This is a genomic window from Flavobacterium sp. 25HG05S-40 (assembly GCF_052654735.1).
In genome coordinates this window covers 3,261,538-3,284,372 of the sequence record NZ_CP199750.1, presented here as the reverse complement: position 1 = coordinate 3,284,372, position 22,835 = coordinate 3,261,538, and the positions used below count along the sequence as shown (strand labels likewise).

Here is a 22,835-nt window from a genome sequence, read left to right as displayed (position 1 = left end):
CTTTTGTTTTAAAACAGAAGCGTCATTCCTGCTAAGAAATTGATTCCGGCTTGCGGATAATAATAGGGATAAACATCATACATATACCCATTAGAAACATACTGTTTGTCTAAAATATTATTGACTAATCCGGTTAGGACAATAGACTTGAAAACCGATTTGGATTGGATTTCATAAGTGATGTTTAGATCATTTACAAAATAATCCTGAAGATGCGCTGCCGGTAATTCAATATTGTTCATATATTGTTCGCCAACAAATTTAGAAAGCCAAGAAATCTGTAAGTTATTCAAAGGTTTATAGACCAAAATATTCCCAGCGATAACGGATGGCGAATAAGCAATATCCTTGGTGCCAAAATTACTTCCGGCAACATTCAAATCGACATTTTTGTTTTGACTTAGCGTAAAATTAGGTCGAATAATCACTTGTTTTGATACGGCGAAAGTGGCATCTACTTCTAGTCCAATACGGTAACTTTTTTCACTGTTGGAACGAATCGGATTGCCCACATCATCCAAATTTCCGGTCAGAATCAGTTGGTCTTTATAGGCCATGTAGTAGATATTCGAATTCAATTTTATTTTTTCTGAAGCGTAGCGCCATCCTAATTCTAAATCATCTAACTTTTCTGGTTTTGCATTGCCTCCTTCATAATCGGTTCTGTTGGGTTCGCGATGGGCTTTGGCATAAGAAAAATAGAAGATGTTTTTATCATTAAAGCTGCAATTCAATCCTGCTTTTGGATTGAAGAAGTTAAAGCTATCATCAACTATCTCGGCCTGCACGCCATCGGCTTTGTACCTTACATTTCGATACTGTAAATCGCCATACAAACTCCATTTTTTAGTCAGTTGATAATTAGCTTTTGCAAAAATATTATAGTCCGTTTTTGTCGCTTTATCATCATAATAATGGTCTCCCAATTCAGAAGTAGAAGCAAATCTGGCCCAAATGACTTTCCCAAAATGCTGCCCTTCATATTTATTCCAGCCACCACCGAAAATCAAATCCAAGGGCCCTTTTTTGTAATTGATAGAATAAACGGTACCGTAAAAATCATTGTCAAGCCACTTTTGGCGCACCAAATCAGAGGTATTTATAGTGGTAGCATCGATAGTGATAGGCGTTAGATTATAGTCTGCAAAATCAGCGTCTTCCTTATAGTTTTCATAAAACCCTTTTCCTTTAGTGTAATGCAATGCCAAAGTGGAGCTCCAATGTTCTGAGATTCTTTCATTCCAATGCAACTGAAAATGATCTTGTTGATAGTTGTCAACTTCGTTGTCATAATAGCGCGTATTACCCAGTTCATCAGTATATATTCCGGCCGAATTGAACGTTCTGTTGTCACGCAACGTTTCGCCGTCAATGCCGTTCCACGATTGATACGTTTTTTCGGTTCCACCAAAAACCAAGGCTTTAATTAAAGTGGTTTTACCCACATAAGTACCTTGTAAAAAATACGATTTCAGGTCAGAGGATGCTCTCTCAATATAGCCCTGCGAATCAATATTCGAAAGTCTTCCCGCCAATTCAAAGCCTTGTCCTGAGTTGGTTTCCCCTTTAGGGCTTAACAAACCGGAGCTAAATTTTACCGTGTGTTTTCGGGTGTTGAAACTCCCAAAAGAATTGGAGATTTCGCCTTTACTTTCTTTGGAAAAACTATCGGTTAGCAAATTTAAACTGGCGCCAAAAGCTCCGGCACCATTGGTTGAAGTTCCGACGCCGCGCTGCAGTTGCAAACTTTCCACAGACGAAGCAAAATCAGGCATATTCACCCAAAATGTTCCACTGCTTTCAGCATCGTTATAGGGAATTCCGTTAATCGTAACATTGACACGAGTAGCATCGCTTCCACGGACACGAATTCCGGTATAACCCACGCCATTTCCGGCATCAGAAGTGGTTACTACAGAAGGCATGTAGTTCATCAGAATAGGAATGTCCTGCGCGAGATTTCGGTTTTTGATTTCCTTTTTGTCCAGATTGCTGAACGAAACCGGAGTTTTTGAAGTAACCCGAATCGCAGAAACCAATACTTCATCGAGTTGGTTTACTTTGGTGGTGTCTTGTACTTTTTCTTGTGAAAAAGAGGCAATAGGCAATAGGCAATAGGCAATAGGGAAAATCAGGTTTTTGACCTTTGACTTTCGACTTTCGACTTTCGACTTTAGTTTGAATAAAATTTCCATTCGTAAAATTGTTTACGAATAAAAAGAGGTAATTATTCTTGGTTAAAAATTAAAATGTTGTTTCCTGTGACAAAGTCAGCGTGCACTCTGGTTGGTCACTTTTCCCTAAACAGCATTACCTGTTCTAGGTTCATTGGGTATAATCTCAGCTCGTTATTTAGAGCACCCCTTTTGAGACAGCGCAAAGGTAAAAAAGATTTTTTGACTTTTTAGATTATTTGACAGTTAGATTGTAACGGTTTCTTTTTATAATTCTGGCTTCTTTCGATTTTGCTTTATTTCGGCAACGGAAGATTTATCTTTTAATCTCTTTTCCACTACAGATTTTGGAACCCTGGTTGGTTTTCGTTTTTTTGGAATTATTAACGCTTTTTCGATTAGTTCCAAAAAACGTTTGGTTACTATGGCTTTGTTTTTGAGTTGGCTTCGGTCTTCGTCGCAGTTTAAAATCAGTAGATTTTCGGAAGTGAGTTTGGTAGCCAGTTTGGTTTCAATTAATGCTTTTTCTTCTTCGTCTAATGCCTGAGAAGCTTTCAAATCAAAAGTCAGCAGCACTTTGGATGAAACTTTATTTACATTTTGTCCCCCAGCACCAGAACTACGAACTGCTTTGAATTGGAGTTCAGCAATGATTGTATCAGTTTCCATATTGAGGTTGATGCGCCGGTTTTAGTAAATCATTGACGGTTTTTACCGGATTAAACGTAATCAACGGCACTTCTACAAAAACGGTGATCCATTTAGCCATTGCACCATTCCACAAACCCGGAAGTTCGTAGCCTTTTAACTCTTGACCGTTACGGTTTTTAGTCACAATAAAGCCTGTACTAGAATCGATGAATTGGTTTAAATCAAACTTTTCTCCATGATAGTTTTTAGTCGCACAAACCAAATCCACCGGATTAAAATGGGTGGCTTTGGCTAAAATTTCTGCTTGTTCTGTATTATGGGTTTCAACCTGAGAACTTTCTACAATTTGTAACGAGACATTACCTTTATAACTTCGAACCCAAAAGGGACCACCACCAGGTTCGCCCTCATTTTTAACCATACCGCAAACTCGAATCGGACGATTTAATTTACTTTCAATAAACTCTAATTTGTTTTCTAAAGTGTATTTGTCAAAATCTTCCAGAACATCAATATTGAGCTTATGCACCATAAATTGGATGATTTCTGGAATAGTTGCCTCTGAAATTTCTTTGTTGTCAATGGCTCTCAGAATGTTGAAAATTTGTTGTTGCAAATTGAGTAACACTCCAGCCAATCCCTTTTTATACAAAGTGATTTCCTTGATATGATTCTGAATGACGTTGTCAATATTTTTGATAAAAAGCACGTCAGCATCTAAATTATTCAGATTGTTTATTAATGCCCCATGACCGCCGGGACGAAAAACCAATTGGCCATTTTCTGTTCGGAAAGGTTCATTATTGGGTGCTACCGCAATAGTATCCGTACTTTTATCTTGATGGGAATAGCTTACGTGAACTTTTGTTTTGGACTTATCTTCTACTTTCTGTTTAACCGTATCAATGATCGTTTGAAATAAATGTTCGTGGTGATCCGAAACGGTAAAATGCAAATGAGAAACCGAATTGGAACTGGCGTAAAAAGCACATTCGTTTAAATGCTCTTCAGCCGGTGTAGTAATTTCTGTTGCGTATTTGTGAAAATCGAGAACGCCTTTGGGCTTGTTGGCGAAATCGAAAAATTCCTCTGACAACATGGTTTTAATAAACAAATAGCTTTTCTCATGAGTTTCTAGCGAATAATAATCCGGAGTAAGCTCTTTTACTTTTGACTTGATGGTTTCATAGAAAGGAAACTTTTCAATTCCAGCCAAGAAAATAGGGAGATTTTTATCTTTTTTTCTGTTGATGTAAGCGTTTATGGTTTCATTTTCATGGTCAAATTCATTTAAAAATTCATTTAAAAATTTGAACATTCTACTCGCAGCTCCTGAAGCCGGAACGAATTTCTTGAGTTTTAAATGGTCTTTTTTAGTGTCGAAAAAATCGGCATAAGATTGGAACTCTTCATTAGATAGCTTTACAATACCATCGTTGATAGTTGCAGGTTTTTCGAGTGTTATTTTTGGAATCCCTAATTTGAACAACAAAAGTTCTCCTTCAATTTTATCCAAAGAAATACCCAAAGCACTGATTTGTTTAAAATCGGCTTCGGTAAACCCATATTTCTTTACTAAGTTGTTTTTTGTTGTAGTGTTTTCTTCCATTCTAAATAAGCCATTATTGCTAAAACTGTGAATATTAAATATTGTAATGAAAGCATTCCCAACCCGCGATACGCAAATAGCGGAACTACAATACAGTCCCCAATAATCCACAGGGTCCAGTTTTCTATTTTCTTCAATGCCATATACCACATTGCCGTAAAAAAAAGACCGGATGTAAAAATATCAATATAATTAGGAATTTCAAGGGTGTAATCGAAAAAAGCGTAAACTGCATAGGTGATGCACATCGTTAACACAAACAATCCTACACCTATGATTTTTTCACGTTTTGTTGTTCTTGTAATCTCTAAATCCGGTTCACTCTTGTTTTTCTTCCATTTATACCAACCATAGATACTCATAACCGAATAGTAGAAATTCATTGTCATATCGGCGAAGTATTGGGCCTGGTACATTAAATACACTGTAATTGTAGTGGCAATCAATCCAACAGGATAAACCAAAATATTTTCCTTTCTGGCATAATAAACACTTGCTATTCCAAAAGCAAAAGCCATGAACTCTAAAACAATCTGGATGATAGTTGCGTTTTTATATTGGTCGAAAAGGAATTCAAACATCAGTCAAAAAAGTTTAAATCATTTTCAAAAGCAGTTCCAATTACGACTAAATCGGCACCAGCGTTATAAGCATCATCAATTTGTTTTTTAGACCGAATGCCGCCACCAACCAGCAACGGGACAAATATTCTTTTAGAAACTGATGTTATGATGTTCAGCGGAACCGCATTTTGTGCGCCACTTCCGGCTTCCAAGTAAATTAATTGGTTACCGATGAATTCGCCGGCTTTGGCGGTTTGTGCAATATATGGTATGTTATCAATAGCTAAAGGTTTGGTTTTACTCACCCTTTCTACCGCAGTTTCACTGCCACTTTCTATTAAAAGATACCCTGTAGAAATGATTTCCAACTGCGTTTGCTCCAAAACAGGAACAGCCTCAATTTGGTGTTCAATCAGATAATCGGGGTTTCTGCCTGAGAGCAATTGCAGGAATAATATTCCGTCTGCTTCCGATGATATTTGCGAGGGGTTTCCGGGAAAAAGCAAAATAGGTAAAGTTATCTTCTCTTTTAAAGCAATGATGATTTCATCCAAATGATGACCGTCAAAAGAACTTCCACCCACAAAAATATGAGTTGCCGGAGATTGTTTTATTTTTGATGCCAAAACAGGAATATCTTCAACCGTCACTTTATCGGGATCGATTAAAATGGCTAAAAGTTTCTCTGATTTTTTTCGGGAAGATAAAATTTGGTCGATTACCATCAAATTTATTATTTAGTAAGCATTAACAGCCGCAAACTCCGTATAACTCTTTTTCCTCTGGAGCTTCATTTTTATGTTTTATAAACATCGAGCCTTTATAAAAGTTAATTTCATCAATTTCATCAACTTTTTTTACATCAACAGATAATTCATAATCATCGCTTTTGAATTTCCTTACATACGAATTAAAGGTTGTATCTCGATTACGTTCTAGCAGTTCAAACCTGATAAATTTACCATTCATTTTTATGTAGCAAATGCTGTCTGCGTTATCAGCATAAACATAATGATTTTCACTGTAGTCCTTTTCATCAATGGAAAAGAAACATCCTGGACCATCAATTTCTTCCGGAAATTCGTCAAAAGAATTCAGTCCTAGAGATGTTGTAGTGTCGATGGCGACTTCATTAATATGGATGCCAACAGCTTCTTTATCTGGGTTTTGATCAATATTAGTTGCTTCCTTTTTGCAGGAAATTAGTATAATAACAATTATAAGCATTGATAATTTCTTCATGTTATTTAGAATTAAAAGCACACACAAAAACATAGTTTTCAATACGGTCAAAAACAATATCAAAGCATTCGGTCTTATTGCTAAAGCGCAATTCAACAGTACATTTCCTGTCTACAAGGTTAAAATCATTCTCGAAGATATGGTCTTTAAAACTGATGCCTACTTCATTCTTTATTTTGAAAACAGACTCTTTGATACCCCAAACCACCGTAGCTTTAAACAGTTCGTCTTCCTTATTTAGATTTTTCAGATGCGAAATATCCATAAATCGAGGCGCGAGTTTGAGGGTTTTCTCCTTAAGGATTTCCAAATCGGCACCAATATTTACAGCACTCAATACAATCACTGAAAAATCATTGGAATGTGAAATAGAAATGTGCTTGCCGTCCCTTAAATGTGGTTTCCCAAACTCATCGTAGTACAAATCAAAATCGGTATAACCGGCTTCCATCAACAATCTTCGAACACCCAGAAAACCTTTTTGATGACTTTCGGCCTTCATGCCTTCTAAACGCGCCAAAGAAACGTCTTTTAACGCCACACTCCGAAATAGCTCGTCAAATGTTTCCGTTATTTTCCAAACGAACAATTGCGTGTAATCGTTTAATGCTATGATTTTTAGTAGCGGCATTTCCGTTTTTAAATTATCTATTTGTTTTTCAGAAAATTAAGTACATAAACAAATCACAAAAAAGCAAAAAACTTTTTTTTAATTCTATCCTATTATGTAGCTTTGCACCGAAATTAAAAAAACAAATATACATAATAGATGAGTACACAAACATTACCTTATGTAGCTTACAAAGTTAAAGATATTAACTTGGCAGCTTGGGGAAGAAAAGAAATTGAATTGGCAGAAGCTGAAATGCCGGGATTAATGGCACTTCGTGCAGAATATGGTGCAAGCCAACCTTTGAAAGGTGCCCGTATCGCAGGATGTCTTCACATGACAATTCAAACGGCGGTTCTTATTGAAACATTAATTGCTCTGGGAGCTGAGGTTACTTGGTCATCATGTAACATTTTCTCTACTCAGGATCAGGCCGCTGCTGCTATTGCTGCTGCCGGAATTCAAGTTTATGCTTGGAAAGGTTTGGATGAAGAGTCTTTTGATTGGTGTATTGAGCAAACGTTATTCTTTGGTGAAGACAGAAAACCATTGAACATGATTTTAGATGATGGTGGCGATTTAACCAACATGGTATTCGACCGTTACCCTGAATTGATTCCGGGAATCAAAGGATTGTCTGAAGAAACTACAACAGGAGTTCACAGACTTTATGAAAGAATGAAAAACGGAACGTTATTCATGCCGGCTATCAACGTAAATGATTCGGTTACGAAATCTAAATTTGATAACAAATACGGTTGTAAAGAATCTGCTGTAGATGCTATCAGAAGAGCAACAGACGTTATGTTGGCCGGAAAAAGAGTAGTAGTTTGCGGATACGGTGACGTGGGTAAAGGAACTGCGGCTTCTTTCCGTGGAGCAGGTTCTATCGTAACGGTTACCGAAATCGATCCAATCTGTGCTTTACAGGCAGCTATGGACGGTTTTGAAGTGAAAAAACTAAACACGGTTGTAGGAAATGCTGATATCATCATCACTACAACCGGAAACAAAGATATCGTTATGGGAAGCCACTTCGAGCAAATGAAAGACAAAACGATCGTTTGTAATATTGGTCACTTTGATAACGAAATTGACATGGCTTGGTTAAACAAAAACCACGGTGCGTCTAAAATCGAAATCAAACCACAAGTTGATAAATACACTATCGCTGGAAAAGATATTCTTATCTTAGCAGAAGGTCGTTTGGTAAACCTTGGATGTGCTACAGGTCACCCAAGTTTTGTAATGAGTAACTCATTCACCAACCAAACTTTGGCTCAATTAGAGTTGTGGACCAACAGCGCTGCTTACAAAAACGAAGTGTATATGTTGCCAAAGCATCTAGATGAAAAAGTGGCCGCTTTACACTTGGCTAAATTAGGTGTTGAACTAGAAACTTTAAATGATGAGCAAGCCGCTTACATTGGAGTAGAAGTTCAAGGACCATTCAAGCCGGAGTATTACAGATACTAACTGTCATTCCCGCGAAGGCGGGAATCTAATTATAAAAACCCTTGCAGTAATGCGAGGGTTTTTTATTTTTATCAGGAGCAGCACTCCGCTGTTCTACGTAAAAATCCTCCCGCTTTCCGTTGCAATATTTTTGAATTGCTATGGAATAGCAATACAAAAAGGATTTCCACTGCAATCGGGGCTAGTAAAGACGCTTTCTATGAGTCTTTATCGCTTTAACGCAAAATGACCTTTCTCAATCCTACCGTCATCAAATTGTACAATAAACCAATAGTCATCCGCTGGCAATCCTTTTCCGTTAATTGTTCCGTCCCAACCTGAACCTCCGGCAGCAATTTGTTTCAGCAGTTTTCCAAAACGGTCAAAAAGCGTAATGGTAATGTTTGGATGAGCCGTCGCGCATCGCACATTCCACGTGTCTTCATAACCATCTCCATTCGGAGTAAAATAAATAGGAATGCCTATGATTTCAAAAGTTTGCGAAGCAACACCACAACCCGAATTGTCAGTGGCATAAGCGGTGTGTATTCCGCAGGCAACATTGTTAAATTGATTGCTGATTTGAAATGGTCCATCAGGATTGTCAATACTGAAGCCGTAAGTTCCCGTGTTCGTTGGTAAAAGATTTATCGTGGCCGAATTTCCAAAAACAGACGAACCTTCGGAAGTCACAGAGGCTATCGTCGGAATATCCGAAGGAAGTATATTTATCGAACGATTTGATACGCATCCTTCCACATTAACGATGTCAACCGTATAGGTTCCAACTTGATTAGCATTGATAGAATAAGAGGTATCGGGCAGTAAACCACCATTAAATGACCAAATAAAAGTATAAGGCTGTGCGTCTAGTAAACCAGCATCAATCGGAACCTGATAACCAGGTTGGTTTAGGCAGAGGTAATCATTGTCGACCGGTTCAATTTCAGGAAGTCTATTAACCTGTAAAGGAAGTTCGCTAACTCCGGCACAACCACTAAGCACATCGTCAACTCTAACAAAAATAGTGTCATTATAAGCTGTTGTATTGGCATAATTGGAAAGCGCTATAAGCTGGTTTTGTTGCAGTAGTGCCTCTTGTAACGTCACATAAAACGAAGCTGTTTGTTGGGGTGTCAAAACGATATTGGCTTGTGAAAGGTCAAAGGAGACAAAGCCATTACGTTGGATATCACACAATTCCAAGGCAGTCAATGTTTGTCCAGGAGTGGTATTGACGTTTAATGTCAACGAAAACAAAACGCTACAGCCTGAGATAGCGTCCGTCAATTTAGCAATAATGTTCTGCGGATTGGAAATGTTGGTGTAGTTTACAGGTAATGGCGTGTTGTTTGTAACGCTGGCAGCATCCAAAAAATAAGTAACGATCGATCCCGGATTTGTGGTTGTAAAAAAGTCATCAGCCTGCGAAAGATTAAATAAGGTAATTCCATCTGGACTGAGTCCGAAATCACATTGAACCAGATTAGTACCAACCACATTTGTAAAAGCATTTACTATCAAATCAATAGGCTGTGTAGTTGTACAAGTTCCGAATTCAATTTTGACAAAAACCTGTTGTTGAAAGGCTGTCGTATTATTGAAAAATTGTGGAATAGGATTGTTATTCGTGTCAGCATCTAACTGACTTCTATAATAATTGATAGTATAACCCGGAGTGGCAAAATCAGGGAAGATTACAGCACTCACACTTTGCATATTAAATTGTGCCCTACCGTTAAACTCATTTCCATCCAAAGTATCATCACAAATAGAAGCTGCCGTTGCAGCCAAATTAATCTGTGTCGAAATATTGATGTCAAAACTAGAGGTGCTAAAACATTCCGTTAACGTATTTTCTATTCGGGCAAATAGTGTCTGTGGATCTGAAGTATTTGTGAAACTAGTAGGAGTAGCAATTTCGTTTACTCCCAGTAGCGCATCACTTTCGCTGATATGATAAGTTACAACAACATTGGTTTGACTCCCAATGATTAGTGGTGTGTTTTGAGTTAAATCAAAAAGAGTAGAGGAATCAGGAACACCATCCAAATCACATTGACTGATATCCAAAGTAGTCACTCCGACAGGCAATTGAAATTGTGGGGGCTGATTAAATGTTGCCGTTCCTGTCCATGCAATAGAAAAATTACTAGTACCAGAGGCGCGGTCAATAGCGAGCATATAGGTTTCACCTGCTACAACGGGTAACGATTGTACAAAGCTGTTGCCATCTTGTCCCGGACCTTCACTTGCATCAGTTTCTCCGCTTGACAATCCCGTTTCATTATTAGGTAATCCAGCCCCAGCAGGATTTGTTGTAGAACAACGTACTATCGTGCGGTCATCACAAGTCACATAAGAATAAAGATAAAAATCAAAATCCTCATTGATGTCGGTACTTTGTGGCGTAATCGTAAACTCGAGCATTCCCGAAGTGGCGATATTTAATTTTATCCAGATGCTATTATATTCCTGGCTTCCACAACTGTTGACTTCCTGAAGGTTCCCAAAGCCATTCACTTGAACATTGTTAAAGCTAGTGTTACCACAAACTACTATAGCATCTATACAATCGTTTTGGGCAGAGGCTTTAATAGTGGCTATTAAAAAAAGCAAAAAGAGTATTCGTCTCATAATGGAAATAAAGCGTCAAATTTAGGGCATAAATAGGATTTATGTTTTATCCGTTTAGAAATATTTCAGATGAAAAATAAAACAAAAGGCGAGCCGTATATGGTTCGCCTTTTATATCATTATAAAAATTATTATAATTGTTCTTGAACAAGATTGATAATCGTGTTGGCGTCTAGTTCACCAGATTGTCGCCAAACCATTTGTCCTTCTTTGTAAATCATAAGAGTTGGCAAGCCTTTAATGCGGAGTGCATCCGCCAATTCTTGATTCTTATCCACATCAATTTTAATCACTTTTGCTCTGTCGCCAAGTGCAGCAGCTACATCTCTAATTACAGGATGCATGGAAACCGAAGATTCGTTCCACTCTGTATAAAAGTCGATTAATACCGGAACTTGTGCATTGATTAATTCTCCAAATTTTGACATAAAACTAAAAAGTTTTTACTTACTTATTACAATTTGAAAGTACTATTACTTCACAAATGTAGCACTTTTAACTAATTATGCTACAATATTGCCTTTTTTTAGTTCAAAAACCGTTATTTCGGGCATAATACCTACGCGACCTGGATACGCATGAAAACCGAATCCTCGATTTACATATATATATCTTCCGAATTCATTATACAATCCAGCCCATTGTTTGTACATATATTGCGCCAAACTCCATTTAAAAAAGCCCGGAATCTCAATGCCAAACTGCATTCCGTGTGTATGTCCAGAAAGCGTTAATTGAACATTTTTCGGATGACGCTTGACAATATATTCCCAATGACTTGGATCGTGGCTCATCAGTATTTTAAAATCTTCGGGAGCTACGTTTTCTGTAGCTTTATCAATATCGCCATTGGAACCAAAATGTTTCCCCCAATTTTCAACGCCAACCAAAGCTATTGCGTCATTGCCTTTTGTAATTTTGATGTTTTCATTCTGCAATAATTTAAAATCAATTTGACGATGGATGTCTTTTATTGCTTCAAAATTGTCAGCTTTTGCTTGTTCCGATTTCCAGTCCAAATAGGCTCCATAATCGTGATTGCCCAAAACAGAATATTTTCCGTGTTCAAAGTTTTTCAATCCTTTGAAAGTATCGATCCAAGGATGCATTTCGTCGGCTTTGGCATTGACAATATCTCCCGTAAACAATAAAATATCAGATTCTTGTTCGTTTATTAAATCGATGGCGTATTGTATTTTTTCGGGGTCATCAAAACTTCCGCTGTGAATGTCTGAGATGTGTGTAACTTTAAATCCTTCAAAAGCATCAGGCAAATCAGGAAAGAATAATGTATGGCGCAGAACCTTGAAATTGTATTTACCAACAGTCATTCCGTATAGCAATGACAGAAAAGGAACCGCTGCTAATCCGACTGCGACCTGACTGACAAATCTTCTTCTGGCAGGCAAAAAACTATCGGAATTGTGTCCCATAAAATGCGTTATGGTTCCCATCATCAGCCTTAAGACATCTTCCATTAGCATCACAAAGGTCAGGACTAATTTGGGCAACAAAACTAAAAGCAATAAACCCAAAGTAATCAATGACATTTTGGTTTGTCCCACACTGCGGTCAAACTTCATCAATTCGTATACAATAAATAAAATTGCAGCCGCAGAAACAATGACATACGCCATTAAAATCCATTTTGATTTGGTTATGGTTTTTATGGCTTGAAAGGCGTAGAGCTCCACTATTCCTATGATTATGAAGAGTATTATAAAACGAAAAGCCATAGCTTATTTTTTTCGCAAATTAACAAAGAAAACGTTTCCAATTTTTATTATTAATTATTATTTAACGTTAGTTGAATAATTGTTTTTCAGCGCTATCTATCATAAAAAATTATAAAAGCACCAGCATTATAAAGCCTTTTCCACTTTTAAGGGTTGGCTTAATGCAATATATTCTAGCATTCAAGAAAGATAACAAGTGTTTCGTGAAAAGGAACATTTTAAATCATAGGAATTAAAGTGATTTGCGCCTTAATTTAAAACAACTTTTATGAAAGAAAATTTACATTCATTTTTGATTACAGTTTCCTTATTGCTATGTGTACAAGCATTTTCAAACCCAATTATTTCGGCTGTGTCGGTTACCAATATTACAGCAACTTCGGTAAGGTTAAATTTTTCAGTTAATCCACAAAATAGCACATCAAATGCTTTTGTGCAATATAATACAACGCCTACAATGTCAGGAAGCTTTCTTCCTATTGGTCCGATTAATGGAAATACGCCTGTTGCCTTATTTCAAGACATTACAAGTTTAATTCCTAACACTTTATATTACTATGCCATTGATGTTTATGACTCAAACAGTCAAGCTGCTTTAACAATGACTGGAAGTTTTACAACTGGAGGAACTCCGCCAAGTAGTACCAATGCAATTATCTCTAATATAACAAACACTTCAGCACAAATTGACTTTCAAGTAAACACATTTGGTATACAAAGTTCAATTGTTGTAGATTATGGATTAAGCCCAACTTTTTTTAATTCCTTTTATGGGATTGCTAATACTTCAACAAATACACCTACAACATTTAGTTTTAATTTCACAAATTTAACTCCAAACACAACGTATTATTATAGTGTTGGAGGATATTCACCGACTCTTGTTGGAAACAGAATATTAGGTAGTTTTACAACATCTGTTTTAAGAAATTCAGAACATCAGCAAAAACGTAAAGCTCTTTTGCATCCAAATCCAGCATCAGATTATTTTACAATTGAAATGGAAAATGAATTAAAATCTGTAGAAATTTATTCACTTCAAGGACAAAAAGTAATGACTTCAACTTCTAAAAGTATCAATGTTTCTGGTTTGTCTAAAGGGATCTACTTAGTTCAAATGGAAGATAAAAATGACGCTATTGCCACTCAAAAATTAATTGTAAAATGAGAGCATTAGAGAAGTATCGATTAGAAATAACATTGGCATTGGTATATAGTCTTCTGATTTCAATTGTAGTTTATAATTTGTGATTTTTGGTTTTGTTAAATCGGTAAGCCGCTATTTTCCTCAGAATAGCGGCATCTTTTTTTGTAAAAACCTTTATAAAAAGAAATAGCCCTTTCGTGAAAGAAACTCTGACTTTCATGAAAGCCGGATTTTATTTTGTAATCAAAACTAGACTTTTGCCTCGAAATCTTAAATCTACTCTTTATGAAAAAATTATTACTTATTATTTTTATTATGACTTCTGCAATTACAATGGCTAATGGAATTCCAATTGTAAACAATCAAAGTTCTTCAAACTATACCACCTCTGGCTGTAGCATCTCATTTTATGTGGACCCCAATGGAGCGCAAACTAGCATCAGTATTCAATACAACACTACCAATACCACCGCTGCTTTAAGTGTAGGTCCACAATTTGTATACGGAACAGCACTGCCGGGTCAGGCAGGACAACGGAATGGGACTATTACAGGTTTACAGCCCAATACAACCTATTACTGGAGAGTTTTGGCCTCTAACATTTATGGTGCCAATAATGTTTCTGCAGTACTTTCGTTTACCACATTGAGCAACGCAGCAATTCCGGCAATTTCCGGAATTAGTTCTGTGCCAAATTCAACAGCTGCAGCTGTTTCCTATTCATTAAACGCCAATACCAGCTCCACAACATCTATAGTTAAATACGGGTTATCCGACACTACTTTGTCAAGTCAGGTTACCGGTTTTTCAGCTACTGGTATAGCAACTACACCCGGAACGGTCTCAATCGGCGGATTAACGCCAAGCACTGTTTATTACTACCAGATTCAAGCAACAAATTCATTAGGGACATCTGTAAGCGCTATCGGCACTTTTACTACCAATAGTCCCATTATTCCCATTCAAATTGCTCAATACAATTTTGATAACACCTACAACAATGCTAACGGTAATGCCCCTTTTGCCTCCAATACCGGAACCTCTTTTGTTACCGATCGAAATGGTAACGCTAACGGAGCTCTTAATATTAACAACAGCGGTTCCACAGCTTCCATTTCAGGGTTACCTTATGCAGCAAACGCAAGGACAGTGTCATTATGGTTTAAACTGAATGCTCTAAACGGTTCCGGTTTCAATTTTTTATACACATATGGCAACAGTACCAACTATAACGGTGCTTATGTCAACGGAGCAACCACTTATCATTTCGGGAATAACAGTTCACATAGCAACACGGTCAACACTGTCGCCAATGTTTGGTACCATATAGTAATGGTGTATGACGGGATCAGTTCTAAAATATACCGTAATGGTACTTTGTTGGCCGAATCTACTAAAACTTGGAGTACCGTAAATAATAGCGATATTTTTCGACTAGGATTAACGGAAAACGGCGCATCTACTTATTTTAATGGAGCCGTTGATGATTTAAAAATATACAATTATGCTATTTCTGATGCTGATGTTCAAAGTCTTTTTTCTAACAACACACTAGCATCACAAGAGTTTAATTCGCAAAACCTTCAAGCAACTCTTTATCCCAATCCAACAAATGATGCTTTCACTATCGAGATGAAAAATGAAGTGAAATCAGTTGAAATTTATTCTATTCAAGGTCAAAAAGTATTGACTTCTACTTCAAAAAATATCAATGTTTCTGATGTATCAAAAGGAATGTATTTGGTACGTATAGAAGGTGAGAATAATGCAGTAGCGACTCAAAAACTAATAATTAACTAGGTAAAAAATCATGAGAAAAATTATTTGCACCTTGCTTTTTATCACTTTTGCGACTAGTTTAACTAATGCTCAGTGCTCACCAAATTGGCCAAATTCATTATCCCCTTCTGCAAGTTCAGCTCCTGTTGGTAGTACGGTAACTTTAACGCCGCTTTATACCGTATTTCCTCCATTTAATACAACTCATTATTACAGATGGGTAGATATTACTGCTGGAGGCAACTGCGGCTCTAGCACCGCTTTTTTTGGACCGCAATCTATTGGTGTAGCATTTCAAGAGACTTCTCCACCACTTGTTGAAGGTAATAATGTTTTTACTTTGCAATTTTTCTGTTCAACAGGTGTTCAATGTAATCCATCACTTCAGGTAATAGTGGTTGGGACTGGTCCGTTGAGTGTAACTGAAAATGACATTGATAACAATTTTAAAATTTACCCAAATCCAACAACCGATGCTTTCACTATCGAGATGGAAAAAGAGGTAAAATCAGTAGAAATCTATTCGCTTCAAGCGCAAAAAGTACTGACTTCTACTTCAAAAGGCATAAATGTTTCTCACTTATCAAAAGGAATTTACTTGGTTCGTATAGAAGATGAAAATAATGCTATTTCAACTCAAAAATTAATTGTAAAATAATCATGAAGAAAACAATACTCCTAGTATTCTTGGCCTTAGGTTTAATGGCAATGAATACAACATCGGTTACCAAAACATCCAACAAAACAGTTGTAGTTGCCGAAAAATTCGACATCAAAATTAAAAACGATACCAACGATGAGGTCAGAGTAATCAATGCCGGAAGTGGCGGAAGTTACAGCCTTACCAAAAATGCAACCACGACTATTAAGATGGAAGAAGGCGACAAATTGCACTATTATGAAAAAGGCAAAAAAGGTTCCCTCATTCTAGTAGCTTCCAAAGAAATGCACGGCAAAGTGCAACTCTTGAGTAAAATTTAAAGTAAGTAGTTTTTTGGAAAATACCGCTCACAGCAATTCTTTGTTGGAGCGGATTTTCGTTTTAAAAAATAGTATATTGTGTCCCAAATAAAGTCCAAAATGAAAACCATCAAAGCCATACTAGTAGACGACGAAGAAAATGCACGTTTAATACTAAACAACTTTATCTCTGAGTATTGTCCTAATGTTGAAATTATTGCTGAAGCCGAAGACGTAAAAGCCGCGGTAAAACTCATCAATAAAAACGAAGTGGATTTGGTTTTCCTGGATATCGAAATGCCCAACGAAAACGGATTTGCCCTCTTTGATTACTTCAATAAACCAAGTTTCGAAACTATATTTTGCACCGCCTATTCCGAATACGCCATCAAAGCGTTTGAAGTTTCTGCAATCGATTATCTGCTCAAACCTATTGGAGTAACCAAACTCAAAGAAGCAATCGCAAAAGTCGAAAACAAACTGCTGACCAAAACTACGTTCACCGAAAATATCTCAGCACTAAAAGAAAATTTAGCCGAAAAGGAAATCAAAAAAATCGGAATTCTGATTGGCGATGGTATTGTTTTTATGGACTTGAACGATATTCTTTATTTTGAAGCCGATGGTTCGTACACGACCATCCATCACAAAAACGGCAGTGATTTGACCGTAAAAAAAATCAAGCATTTTGAAGATTTACTCGCGTCGGATAAGCGTTTTTTCAGAATTCATCGTTCGTATCTAATCAATATCTCCCAAATCAAAAAGTACAGCAAAAAAGACGGTTTGTCGGTAACATACGACGATAAAACCTTGTTGCCCATTTCCCGAGAAAAAAAGGAAGAATTTGAAGAGTTTATGCAACGCAACAACATCTTGTAAATGAGTTTGAGAATCTTTAGTAGTGCTTTGTGTTTGATGTTGTGCCCTGTTCTTTTTGCGCAATCCACCAATGCTATTGCTAAAAAGTTAAAAAATCATCCCCAAAAAGACACGCTTCGATGCTTTTTGTTAAACGAAATCATTGAAGCCGAAACGGATCAAAAGGTTTGGATACGCTACAATCAAGAACTTCAAGAAATTGCCGTTGCCCAACTTCAACAAGAAAAAAACGAGCGTTTGAAAAACGTTTACACTAAATATTTATCCATTTCCTATAACAACCAAGGGGCGTTTCATCTGTATAACGAATCCTATGAAAAAGCGATTCGGTTGTATAAAAAAGCCTTCCATACGGCTTCCGGAATAAACTACCACTACGGAAGCGCTTTAGCCTTGCAGAATGTCGGGACAGCCTTTGATTATTTGGGGAAGATTGATAGCACTTTGGTCTACATGAAAAAAGCGCATCGCTTGGCATTGCTCTCCAAAAACAAAGAAGGTTTGGCTTATGTCTTGACGGATTTGGGGTACATTTATAATAATTTAGGGAATAGTTCTTTGGCCATTCGCTACAATCTTCAAGCATTGCAATTGTTCGAAAAACTAAAGAATTTGGAAGGTTTAGAACGCACTAATTTTGCTTTGGGTCGAATCTTTGATAATCAGAATGACTATAAAACAAGCATTCTCTATTACCTAAAGTGCCTCGAAATTAATCGGAAAAACAACGACAAAGAGCGGTTGGTTTTGACACTAAATAGTTTGGCTGCAGCCAATATAAATGCGGATAACATCAGTGAAGCAGTCAAGTGCAACTCCGAAGCTTTTCAATTGGCTTCGCAGATGCACAATATCGATTTTATCGCAACATCACACAAAAACTATGGCGATATTTATTGGAAACAACAACAACTAGAAAAGGCACAATCCAATTACACCATAGCAGCTGAATTGTTCCGAAAAATTAACAGTGATGTCAATTATTCGAAAGTAGCCATTAAACTGGCGACCATTTATTACACCCAAAGTAAGCTGATACAAGCACAAGAGTTAGGATTAGCTGGATATCATTTGGCACTAAAAACCAATTTTCCATCCGATCAAAGAAATGCCGCTGAAATACTCAGCCAGATTTTTGCGAAGCAAAACGATTATAAAAAAGCCTTCGATTACAAGGCCATGGCCTACGAAATCAGTGAGAAAATTTATTTCGATGAAAGTAAAGACATCGCCCTAAAAGCAACCTATAAATACGAATCCGAAAAAAAGGAGGCCTCTATAAAAGCACTGCATCAGAAGAATCAGATAGCCGAATTAGAATCGAAAAGAAAAACCGCCATGCTTTATTTGGTAGTGTTACTTTTTATAGCCATCACCACTACAGCGTATGTTTTGTTTTCGAGATTTAAAGAAAAAAAGAAAAACGAAATCCTGCAAAACCAACTCCGAGAAGCCGAAAAATTACTCGAAGCGGAGAAAAAAGTCACCGAAAGCGAACTCAAAGCACTCAAAAGCCAAATGAATCCGCATTTTATTTTCAATGCGCTGAACAGTATTCAGATGCAGTTTATGTATGGCGATAAATTGGTGGCCAACGAGCAACTCAATAATTTTACCTACTTGACCCGACAAATTCTGGAAGTTTCGGGCAAAAAGCAGATTACAATCAATGATGAGGTTGACATCTTAACCAAATACCTCGAATTGGAGCAGTTGCGATTCAGTAAAGATTTTAGCTATACGATTTCGGTTTCGGAACACATCGATGAAGATTACCATAAGATTCCGCCCATGCTGATTCAGCCGATTGTAGAGAACAGTCTGAAACACGGACTCATGCACAAAAAAGGCGCCAAAACCATTCAGGTACATTTTGATATTGACGCTATCGAAACGCATATTATTTGTACTGTTATAGACAATGGTATCGGAAGAGCCAAATCGGCCGAAATTAAAGCCAAAAATAATTCGGGTCACCTTTCATTTTCAACTGGTTCCATTATCCAACGATTGGAACTTTTAAACACGAAGCTTCATTTAAAAAATCTCCTCGAATATCAGGACATCACCGATGCTGAAAATGAAGTGACCGGAACCAACACCACTATCAGAATTCCATTGTAAAATTAGAGACTGCAAGCCAAACAAATGTTCAGCGCCAAGATCACAAATACCAACAAAAAAAGAAGTGCAATCAGCAAATCTTTCACTCTCGTTTTTACAAACATAAATTCTGATTTTTTGGCAAAAAAAACAATAATTTTTGGGAGTGCTTAAATAACTTCACGAAACCACAATTTCCTTTCACGAAATACTATTTTCTTTCTTATTTTTACATTTTATAACCTTTCTTATGTCACAAAAACGCCTTTTTCTTCTTGATGCCTATGCCTTAATCTTTCGCGGGTATTATGCTTTTATAAAAAATCCTCGTATCAACTCAAAAGGATTAGATACTTCGGCCATTATCGGTTTTATGAACTCGCTGATGGACGTTATCAAAAGGGAAAAACCCGACCATTTGGCGGTGGCTTTTGACAAAGGCGGAAGCGATTACCGCTACGAAATGTATCAGGAATACAAAGCACACCGCGACGAAACGCCCGAAGCGATCAAAATTGCCGTGCCCTATATTCAGCAATTGTTGCAAGCCATGCACATTCCGATTATTGAAAAAGCAGGTTTCGAGGCTGATGATTTGATTGGAACGTTAGCCAAACAAGCAGAGAAAGAAGGCTATCAAGTATTCATGGTAACGCCGGATAAAGATTTTGCCCAATTGGTTTCTGAAAATATATTCATGTACAAACCCGCACGTTCAGGAAATGATATTGAAATTTGGGGTATTCCCGAAGTATTAGCCAAATTTGAAATCGAACGACCGGAACAAGTAATCGATTTTCTGGGAATGATGGGCGATGCTGCCGATAATATTCCGGGATTGCCCGGCGTTGGGGAAGTCACGGCTAAGAAATTATTGAAAGAATTTGGTTCGATGGAAAACCTCTTAGCCAACACTGACAAGCTCAAAGGTGCCATGAAAGATAAAATCGAAGCCAATGCAGAACTTGGTATCTTATCCAAAAAATTAGCCCGAATTTTATTGGATTGTCCGGTGACTTTTGACGCAACGGATTATGAATTGTCCAAACCAGATGTGGAAAAAACCGATGCGTTGTTCATGGAATTAGAGTTCCGTCAGATGAAAGCGCAGTTCGACAAGTTCTTTGGAACCGGAAAAGAATACGACGAAATTGAAACGAACGGCAACGATGCTGAAGTTACTTCTGAAACGCCAAAGCCATCCAAAAAAGCCGCTCCAAAAAATGAAAATCAATTCGATTTGTTTGGTTTTACAGATGATGAGAGCGATGAGCCCAAACCAAATTCCTATTATGCAACATTAGAAACTACAGAACATTTATACCAAATCGTTCAGGGCGAATTAGGAACCAAATTGTTTCTGCAAAACCTGATGAACCAAACTTCGGTTTGCTTTGACACCGAAACCACCGGAATTGATGCGCTGAACGCCGAATTGGTTGGTATGTCCTTTTCTTGGGAGAAAGCAAAAGCCTTTTATGTACCGTTTCCGGAAAACCGAGAAGAAGCCCAACTTTTAATCGAAAAATTCAAACCGTTTTTTGAAAGCGAAACCATCGAAAAGATTGGACAAAATGTCAAATACGATTTGAAGGTATTATCCAAATACGGCATCCACATCAAAGGCAAATTATTCGATACGATGATAGCGCATTATCTGATTAATCCCGATATGCGTCACAATATCGATGTTTTGAGTGAAACGTATTTGAAATATGCGCCAAAATCCATAGAAACATTAATCGGGAAAAAAGGCAAAAACCAATTGTCCATGCGTGATGTTCCTCTAGAAGATATTAAGGAATACGCTGCCGAAGATGCTGATATTACACTACAATTAAAAGAACATTTCCAACCTATTTTAGAAAAAGTAGGTGCTAAAAAGTTGTTTGACGAAATCGAAATTCCGCTGATTCCCGTTTTGGCAGCTATGGAATTGGAAGGCATCAATCTGGATGAAGACTTCCTCAAGAAAATGTCGGTTGAAATGCAAAAAGACATCAACGAGTTTGAACAGAAAATCTACGAAACAGCTGGCGAAAAGTTCAATCTCGCTTCCCCAAAACAATTGGGCGATATTTTATTTGACAAATTAAAAATCGGCGGTGCCAAACAAAAGAAAACGAAAACCGGTCAATATGCAACCGGCGAAGAAGTCCTTTCGTATCTGGCTAACGAGCATCAAATTGTAAAGGATATTTTAGAATGGCGTCAGATGGTAAAATTACAAAGTACGTACATCGATGCTTTGCCTAATCAAGTCGATAAAAGAACGCAAAGAGTCCATACCGATTATATGCAAACCGTGGCAGCTACAGGTCGTTTGAGTTCTAATAATCCTAATTTGCAAAACATTCCGATACGAACCGAACGCGGACGATTAATCCGAAAAGCGTTTATTGCCCGAGATGAAAATTACACCTTGCTTTCTGCCGATTATTCACAGATAGAACTTCGAATTATAGCCGCTTTATCGGGAGAGGAAAATATGCTAAAAGCCTTCCAAAATAACGAAGACATTCACCGAAGCACAGCAGCTAAAGTTTTTAACGTGCCTTTAGAAGAAGTAACTAAAGAACAACGTAGCAATGCGAAAACGGTCAATTTCGGAATCATTTATGGTGTTTCAGCCTTTGGGTTGAGCAATCAGACGTCATTGTCTCGAAGTGAAAGTGCCGCTTTGATTGATGCGTATTACAAAACCTATCCAAAACTAAAATCCTATATGTCGGAGCAGGTTGATTTTGCCCGTGAAAATGGTTATGTGCAAACGGTTTTGGGAAGACGTCGTTATTTAAAAGACATTAATTCGGCCAACGCTGTAGTTCGTGGTGCTGCCGAACGAAATGCTGTGAATGCTCCAATTCAGGGTTCAGCCGCAGATATCATCAAAATTGCCATGATTAATATCTATCAAAAATTAACTTCAGAAAACTGGAAATCCAAAATGTTGCTTCAGGTTCATGACGAATTGGTTTTTGACGTTCATAATTCAGAAGTAGAAAAAATCAAACCGATGATCAAGCACGAAATGGAGCATGCTTTTACCATGGCCGTTCCGTTAGAAGTCGAATTAGGTGTTGGTAAAGATTGGCTCGAAGCGCATTGATTTTACTAGTAAAAAATAAACGCTAAAGAGCAGAAAATACTACTGATTTTTCGGTTAGAGCTAGTGGCATTAAAATGGTATTTTGTGAAAACAAATTCACACTAAAGCAAGGAGGAACGGGCTGTGCGTTGACCAAAGTATAATTAGCACAACCTAAATTTAAGGTAAACAAAGGGTA

General features: G+C 37.3%; 18 protein-coding genes. 8 read left to right on the top strand and 10 right to left on the bottom strand.

Annotated features, from left to right (window positions below; genetic code table 11):
• Positions 1-8: 8 nt before the first annotated feature.
• From ACULEU_RS14345 to ACULEU_RS14315, 7 genes are all read right to left on the bottom strand, one after another.
• Positions 9-2,195, bottom strand: a complete 2,187-nt coding sequence (locus ACULEU_RS14345) for a TonB-dependent receptor (RefSeq protein WP_445453252.1) — start codon at positions 2,193-2,195, stop codon at positions 9-11.
• Positions 2,196-2,441: 246 nt separating this feature from the next.
• Positions 2,442-2,843, bottom strand: coding sequence for an alternative ribosome rescue aminoacyl-tRNA hydrolase ArfB (gene arfB / locus ACULEU_RS14340; RefSeq protein ID WP_445453251.1), 402 nt, complete (start codon positions 2,841-2,843; stop codon positions 2,442-2,444).
• Complete coding sequence (locus ACULEU_RS14335; protein WP_445453250.1) at positions 2,833-4,434, bottom strand: DUF4301 family protein; 1,602 nt, start codon at positions 4,432-4,434, stop codon at positions 2,833-2,835. Before ACULEU_RS14335 ends, arfB begins: the two co-directional genes overlap by 11 nt.
• A complete protein-coding gene (gene pnuC, locus ACULEU_RS14330) occupies positions 4,401-5,015 on the bottom strand; it encodes a nicotinamide riboside transporter PnuC (protein ID WP_445453249.1) in 615 nt (204 codons plus the stop codon). The genes ACULEU_RS14335 and pnuC overlap by 34 nt, the downstream gene beginning before the upstream one ends.
• Complete coding sequence (locus tag ACULEU_RS14325) at positions 5,015-5,722, bottom strand: geranylgeranylglyceryl/heptaprenylglyceryl phosphate synthase (RefSeq protein WP_445453248.1); 708 nt, start codon at positions 5,720-5,722, stop codon at positions 5,015-5,017. Before ACULEU_RS14325 ends, pnuC begins: the two co-directional genes overlap by 1 nt.
• A gap of 22 nt (positions 5,723-5,744) precedes the next feature.
• Complete coding sequence (locus tag ACULEU_RS14320; RefSeq protein ID WP_445453247.1) at positions 5,745-6,239, bottom strand: hypothetical protein; 495 nt, start codon at positions 6,237-6,239, stop codon at positions 5,745-5,747.
• Position 6,240: 1 nt separating this feature from the next.
• Positions 6,241-6,870: a 4'-phosphopantetheinyl transferase family protein gene (locus tag ACULEU_RS14315; RefSeq protein WP_445453246.1), complete on the bottom strand. Its 630-nt coding sequence runs from the start codon at positions 6,868-6,870 to the stop codon at positions 6,241-6,243.
• A gap of 138 nt (positions 6,871-7,008) precedes the next feature.
• Between ACULEU_RS14315 and ahcY the strand changes: the two genes are divergently transcribed.
• Positions 7,009-8,325, top strand: a complete 1,317-nt coding sequence (gene ahcY, locus ACULEU_RS14310; protein WP_445453245.1) for an adenosylhomocysteinase — start codon at positions 7,009-7,011, stop codon at positions 8,323-8,325.
• A 207-nt stretch (positions 8,326-8,532) separates the two neighbouring features.
• On the opposite strand, the gene ACULEU_RS14305 is transcribed toward ahcY, so the two are convergent.
• The 3 genes from ACULEU_RS14305 to ACULEU_RS14295 all read right to left on the bottom strand — a co-directional run bounded on the left by ACULEU_RS14305 (position 8,533) and on the right by ACULEU_RS14295 (position 12,677).
• Entirely contained in the window at positions 8,533-10,941 is a 2,409-nt protein-coding gene (locus tag ACULEU_RS14305; RefSeq protein ID WP_445453244.1) for a T9SS type B sorting domain-containing protein, read from the bottom strand.
• Positions 10,942-11,072: 131 nt separating this feature from the next.
• On the bottom strand, positions 11,073-11,369 hold the full coding sequence (locus ACULEU_RS14300) for a thioredoxin family protein (protein WP_236463011.1): 297 nt from the start codon (positions 11,367-11,369) through the stop codon (positions 11,073-11,075).
• Between the two features lie 75 nt (positions 11,370-11,444).
• Positions 11,445-12,677, bottom strand: a complete 1,233-nt coding sequence (locus ACULEU_RS14295) for a metallophosphoesterase (protein WP_445453243.1) — start codon at positions 12,675-12,677, stop codon at positions 11,445-11,447.
• 268 nt (positions 12,678-12,945) lie between these two features.
• Here ACULEU_RS14295 and ACULEU_RS14290 point away from each other — a divergent pair, with 268 nt between their 5' ends.
• From ACULEU_RS14290 to polA, 7 genes are all read left to right on the top strand, one after another.
• A complete protein-coding gene (locus ACULEU_RS14290; RefSeq protein ID WP_445453242.1) occupies positions 12,946-13,845 on the top strand; it encodes a T9SS type A sorting domain-containing protein in 900 nt (299 codons plus the stop codon).
• 264 nt (positions 13,846-14,109) lie between these two features.
• On the top strand, positions 14,110-15,624 hold the full coding sequence (locus ACULEU_RS14285) for a LamG-like jellyroll fold domain-containing protein (protein ID WP_445453241.1): 1,515 nt from the start codon (positions 14,110-14,112) through the stop codon (positions 15,622-15,624).
• A 10-nt stretch (positions 15,625-15,634) separates the two neighbouring features.
• The gene (locus ACULEU_RS14280; RefSeq protein WP_445453240.1) at positions 15,635-16,261 is read left to right on the top strand and encodes a T9SS type A sorting domain-containing protein; all 627 of its coding nucleotides are present in this window, start codon (positions 15,635-15,637) and stop codon (positions 16,259-16,261) included.
• 2 nt (positions 16,262-16,263) lie between these two features.
• The gene (locus ACULEU_RS14275) at positions 16,264-16,584 is read left to right on the top strand and encodes a hypothetical protein (RefSeq protein ID WP_445453239.1); all 321 of its coding nucleotides are present in this window, start codon (positions 16,264-16,266) and stop codon (positions 16,582-16,584) included.
• 99 nt (positions 16,585-16,683) lie between these two features.
• Positions 16,684-17,445, top strand: coding sequence for a LytR/AlgR family response regulator transcription factor (locus tag ACULEU_RS14270; protein ID WP_445453238.1), 762 nt, complete (start codon positions 16,684-16,686; stop codon positions 17,443-17,445).
• Positions 17,446-19,569, top strand: a complete 2,124-nt coding sequence (locus ACULEU_RS14265; protein ID WP_445453237.1) for a tetratricopeptide repeat-containing sensor histidine kinase — start codon at positions 17,446-17,448, stop codon at positions 19,567-19,569. It abuts the gene before it with no gap.
• A 229-nt stretch (positions 19,570-19,798) separates the two neighbouring features.
• The gene (polA, locus tag ACULEU_RS14260) at positions 19,799-22,657 is read left to right on the top strand and encodes a DNA polymerase I (protein WP_445453236.1); all 2,859 of its coding nucleotides are present in this window, start codon (positions 19,799-19,801) and stop codon (positions 22,655-22,657) included.
• The last annotated feature ends 178 nt before the right edge of the window (positions 22,658-22,835 follow it).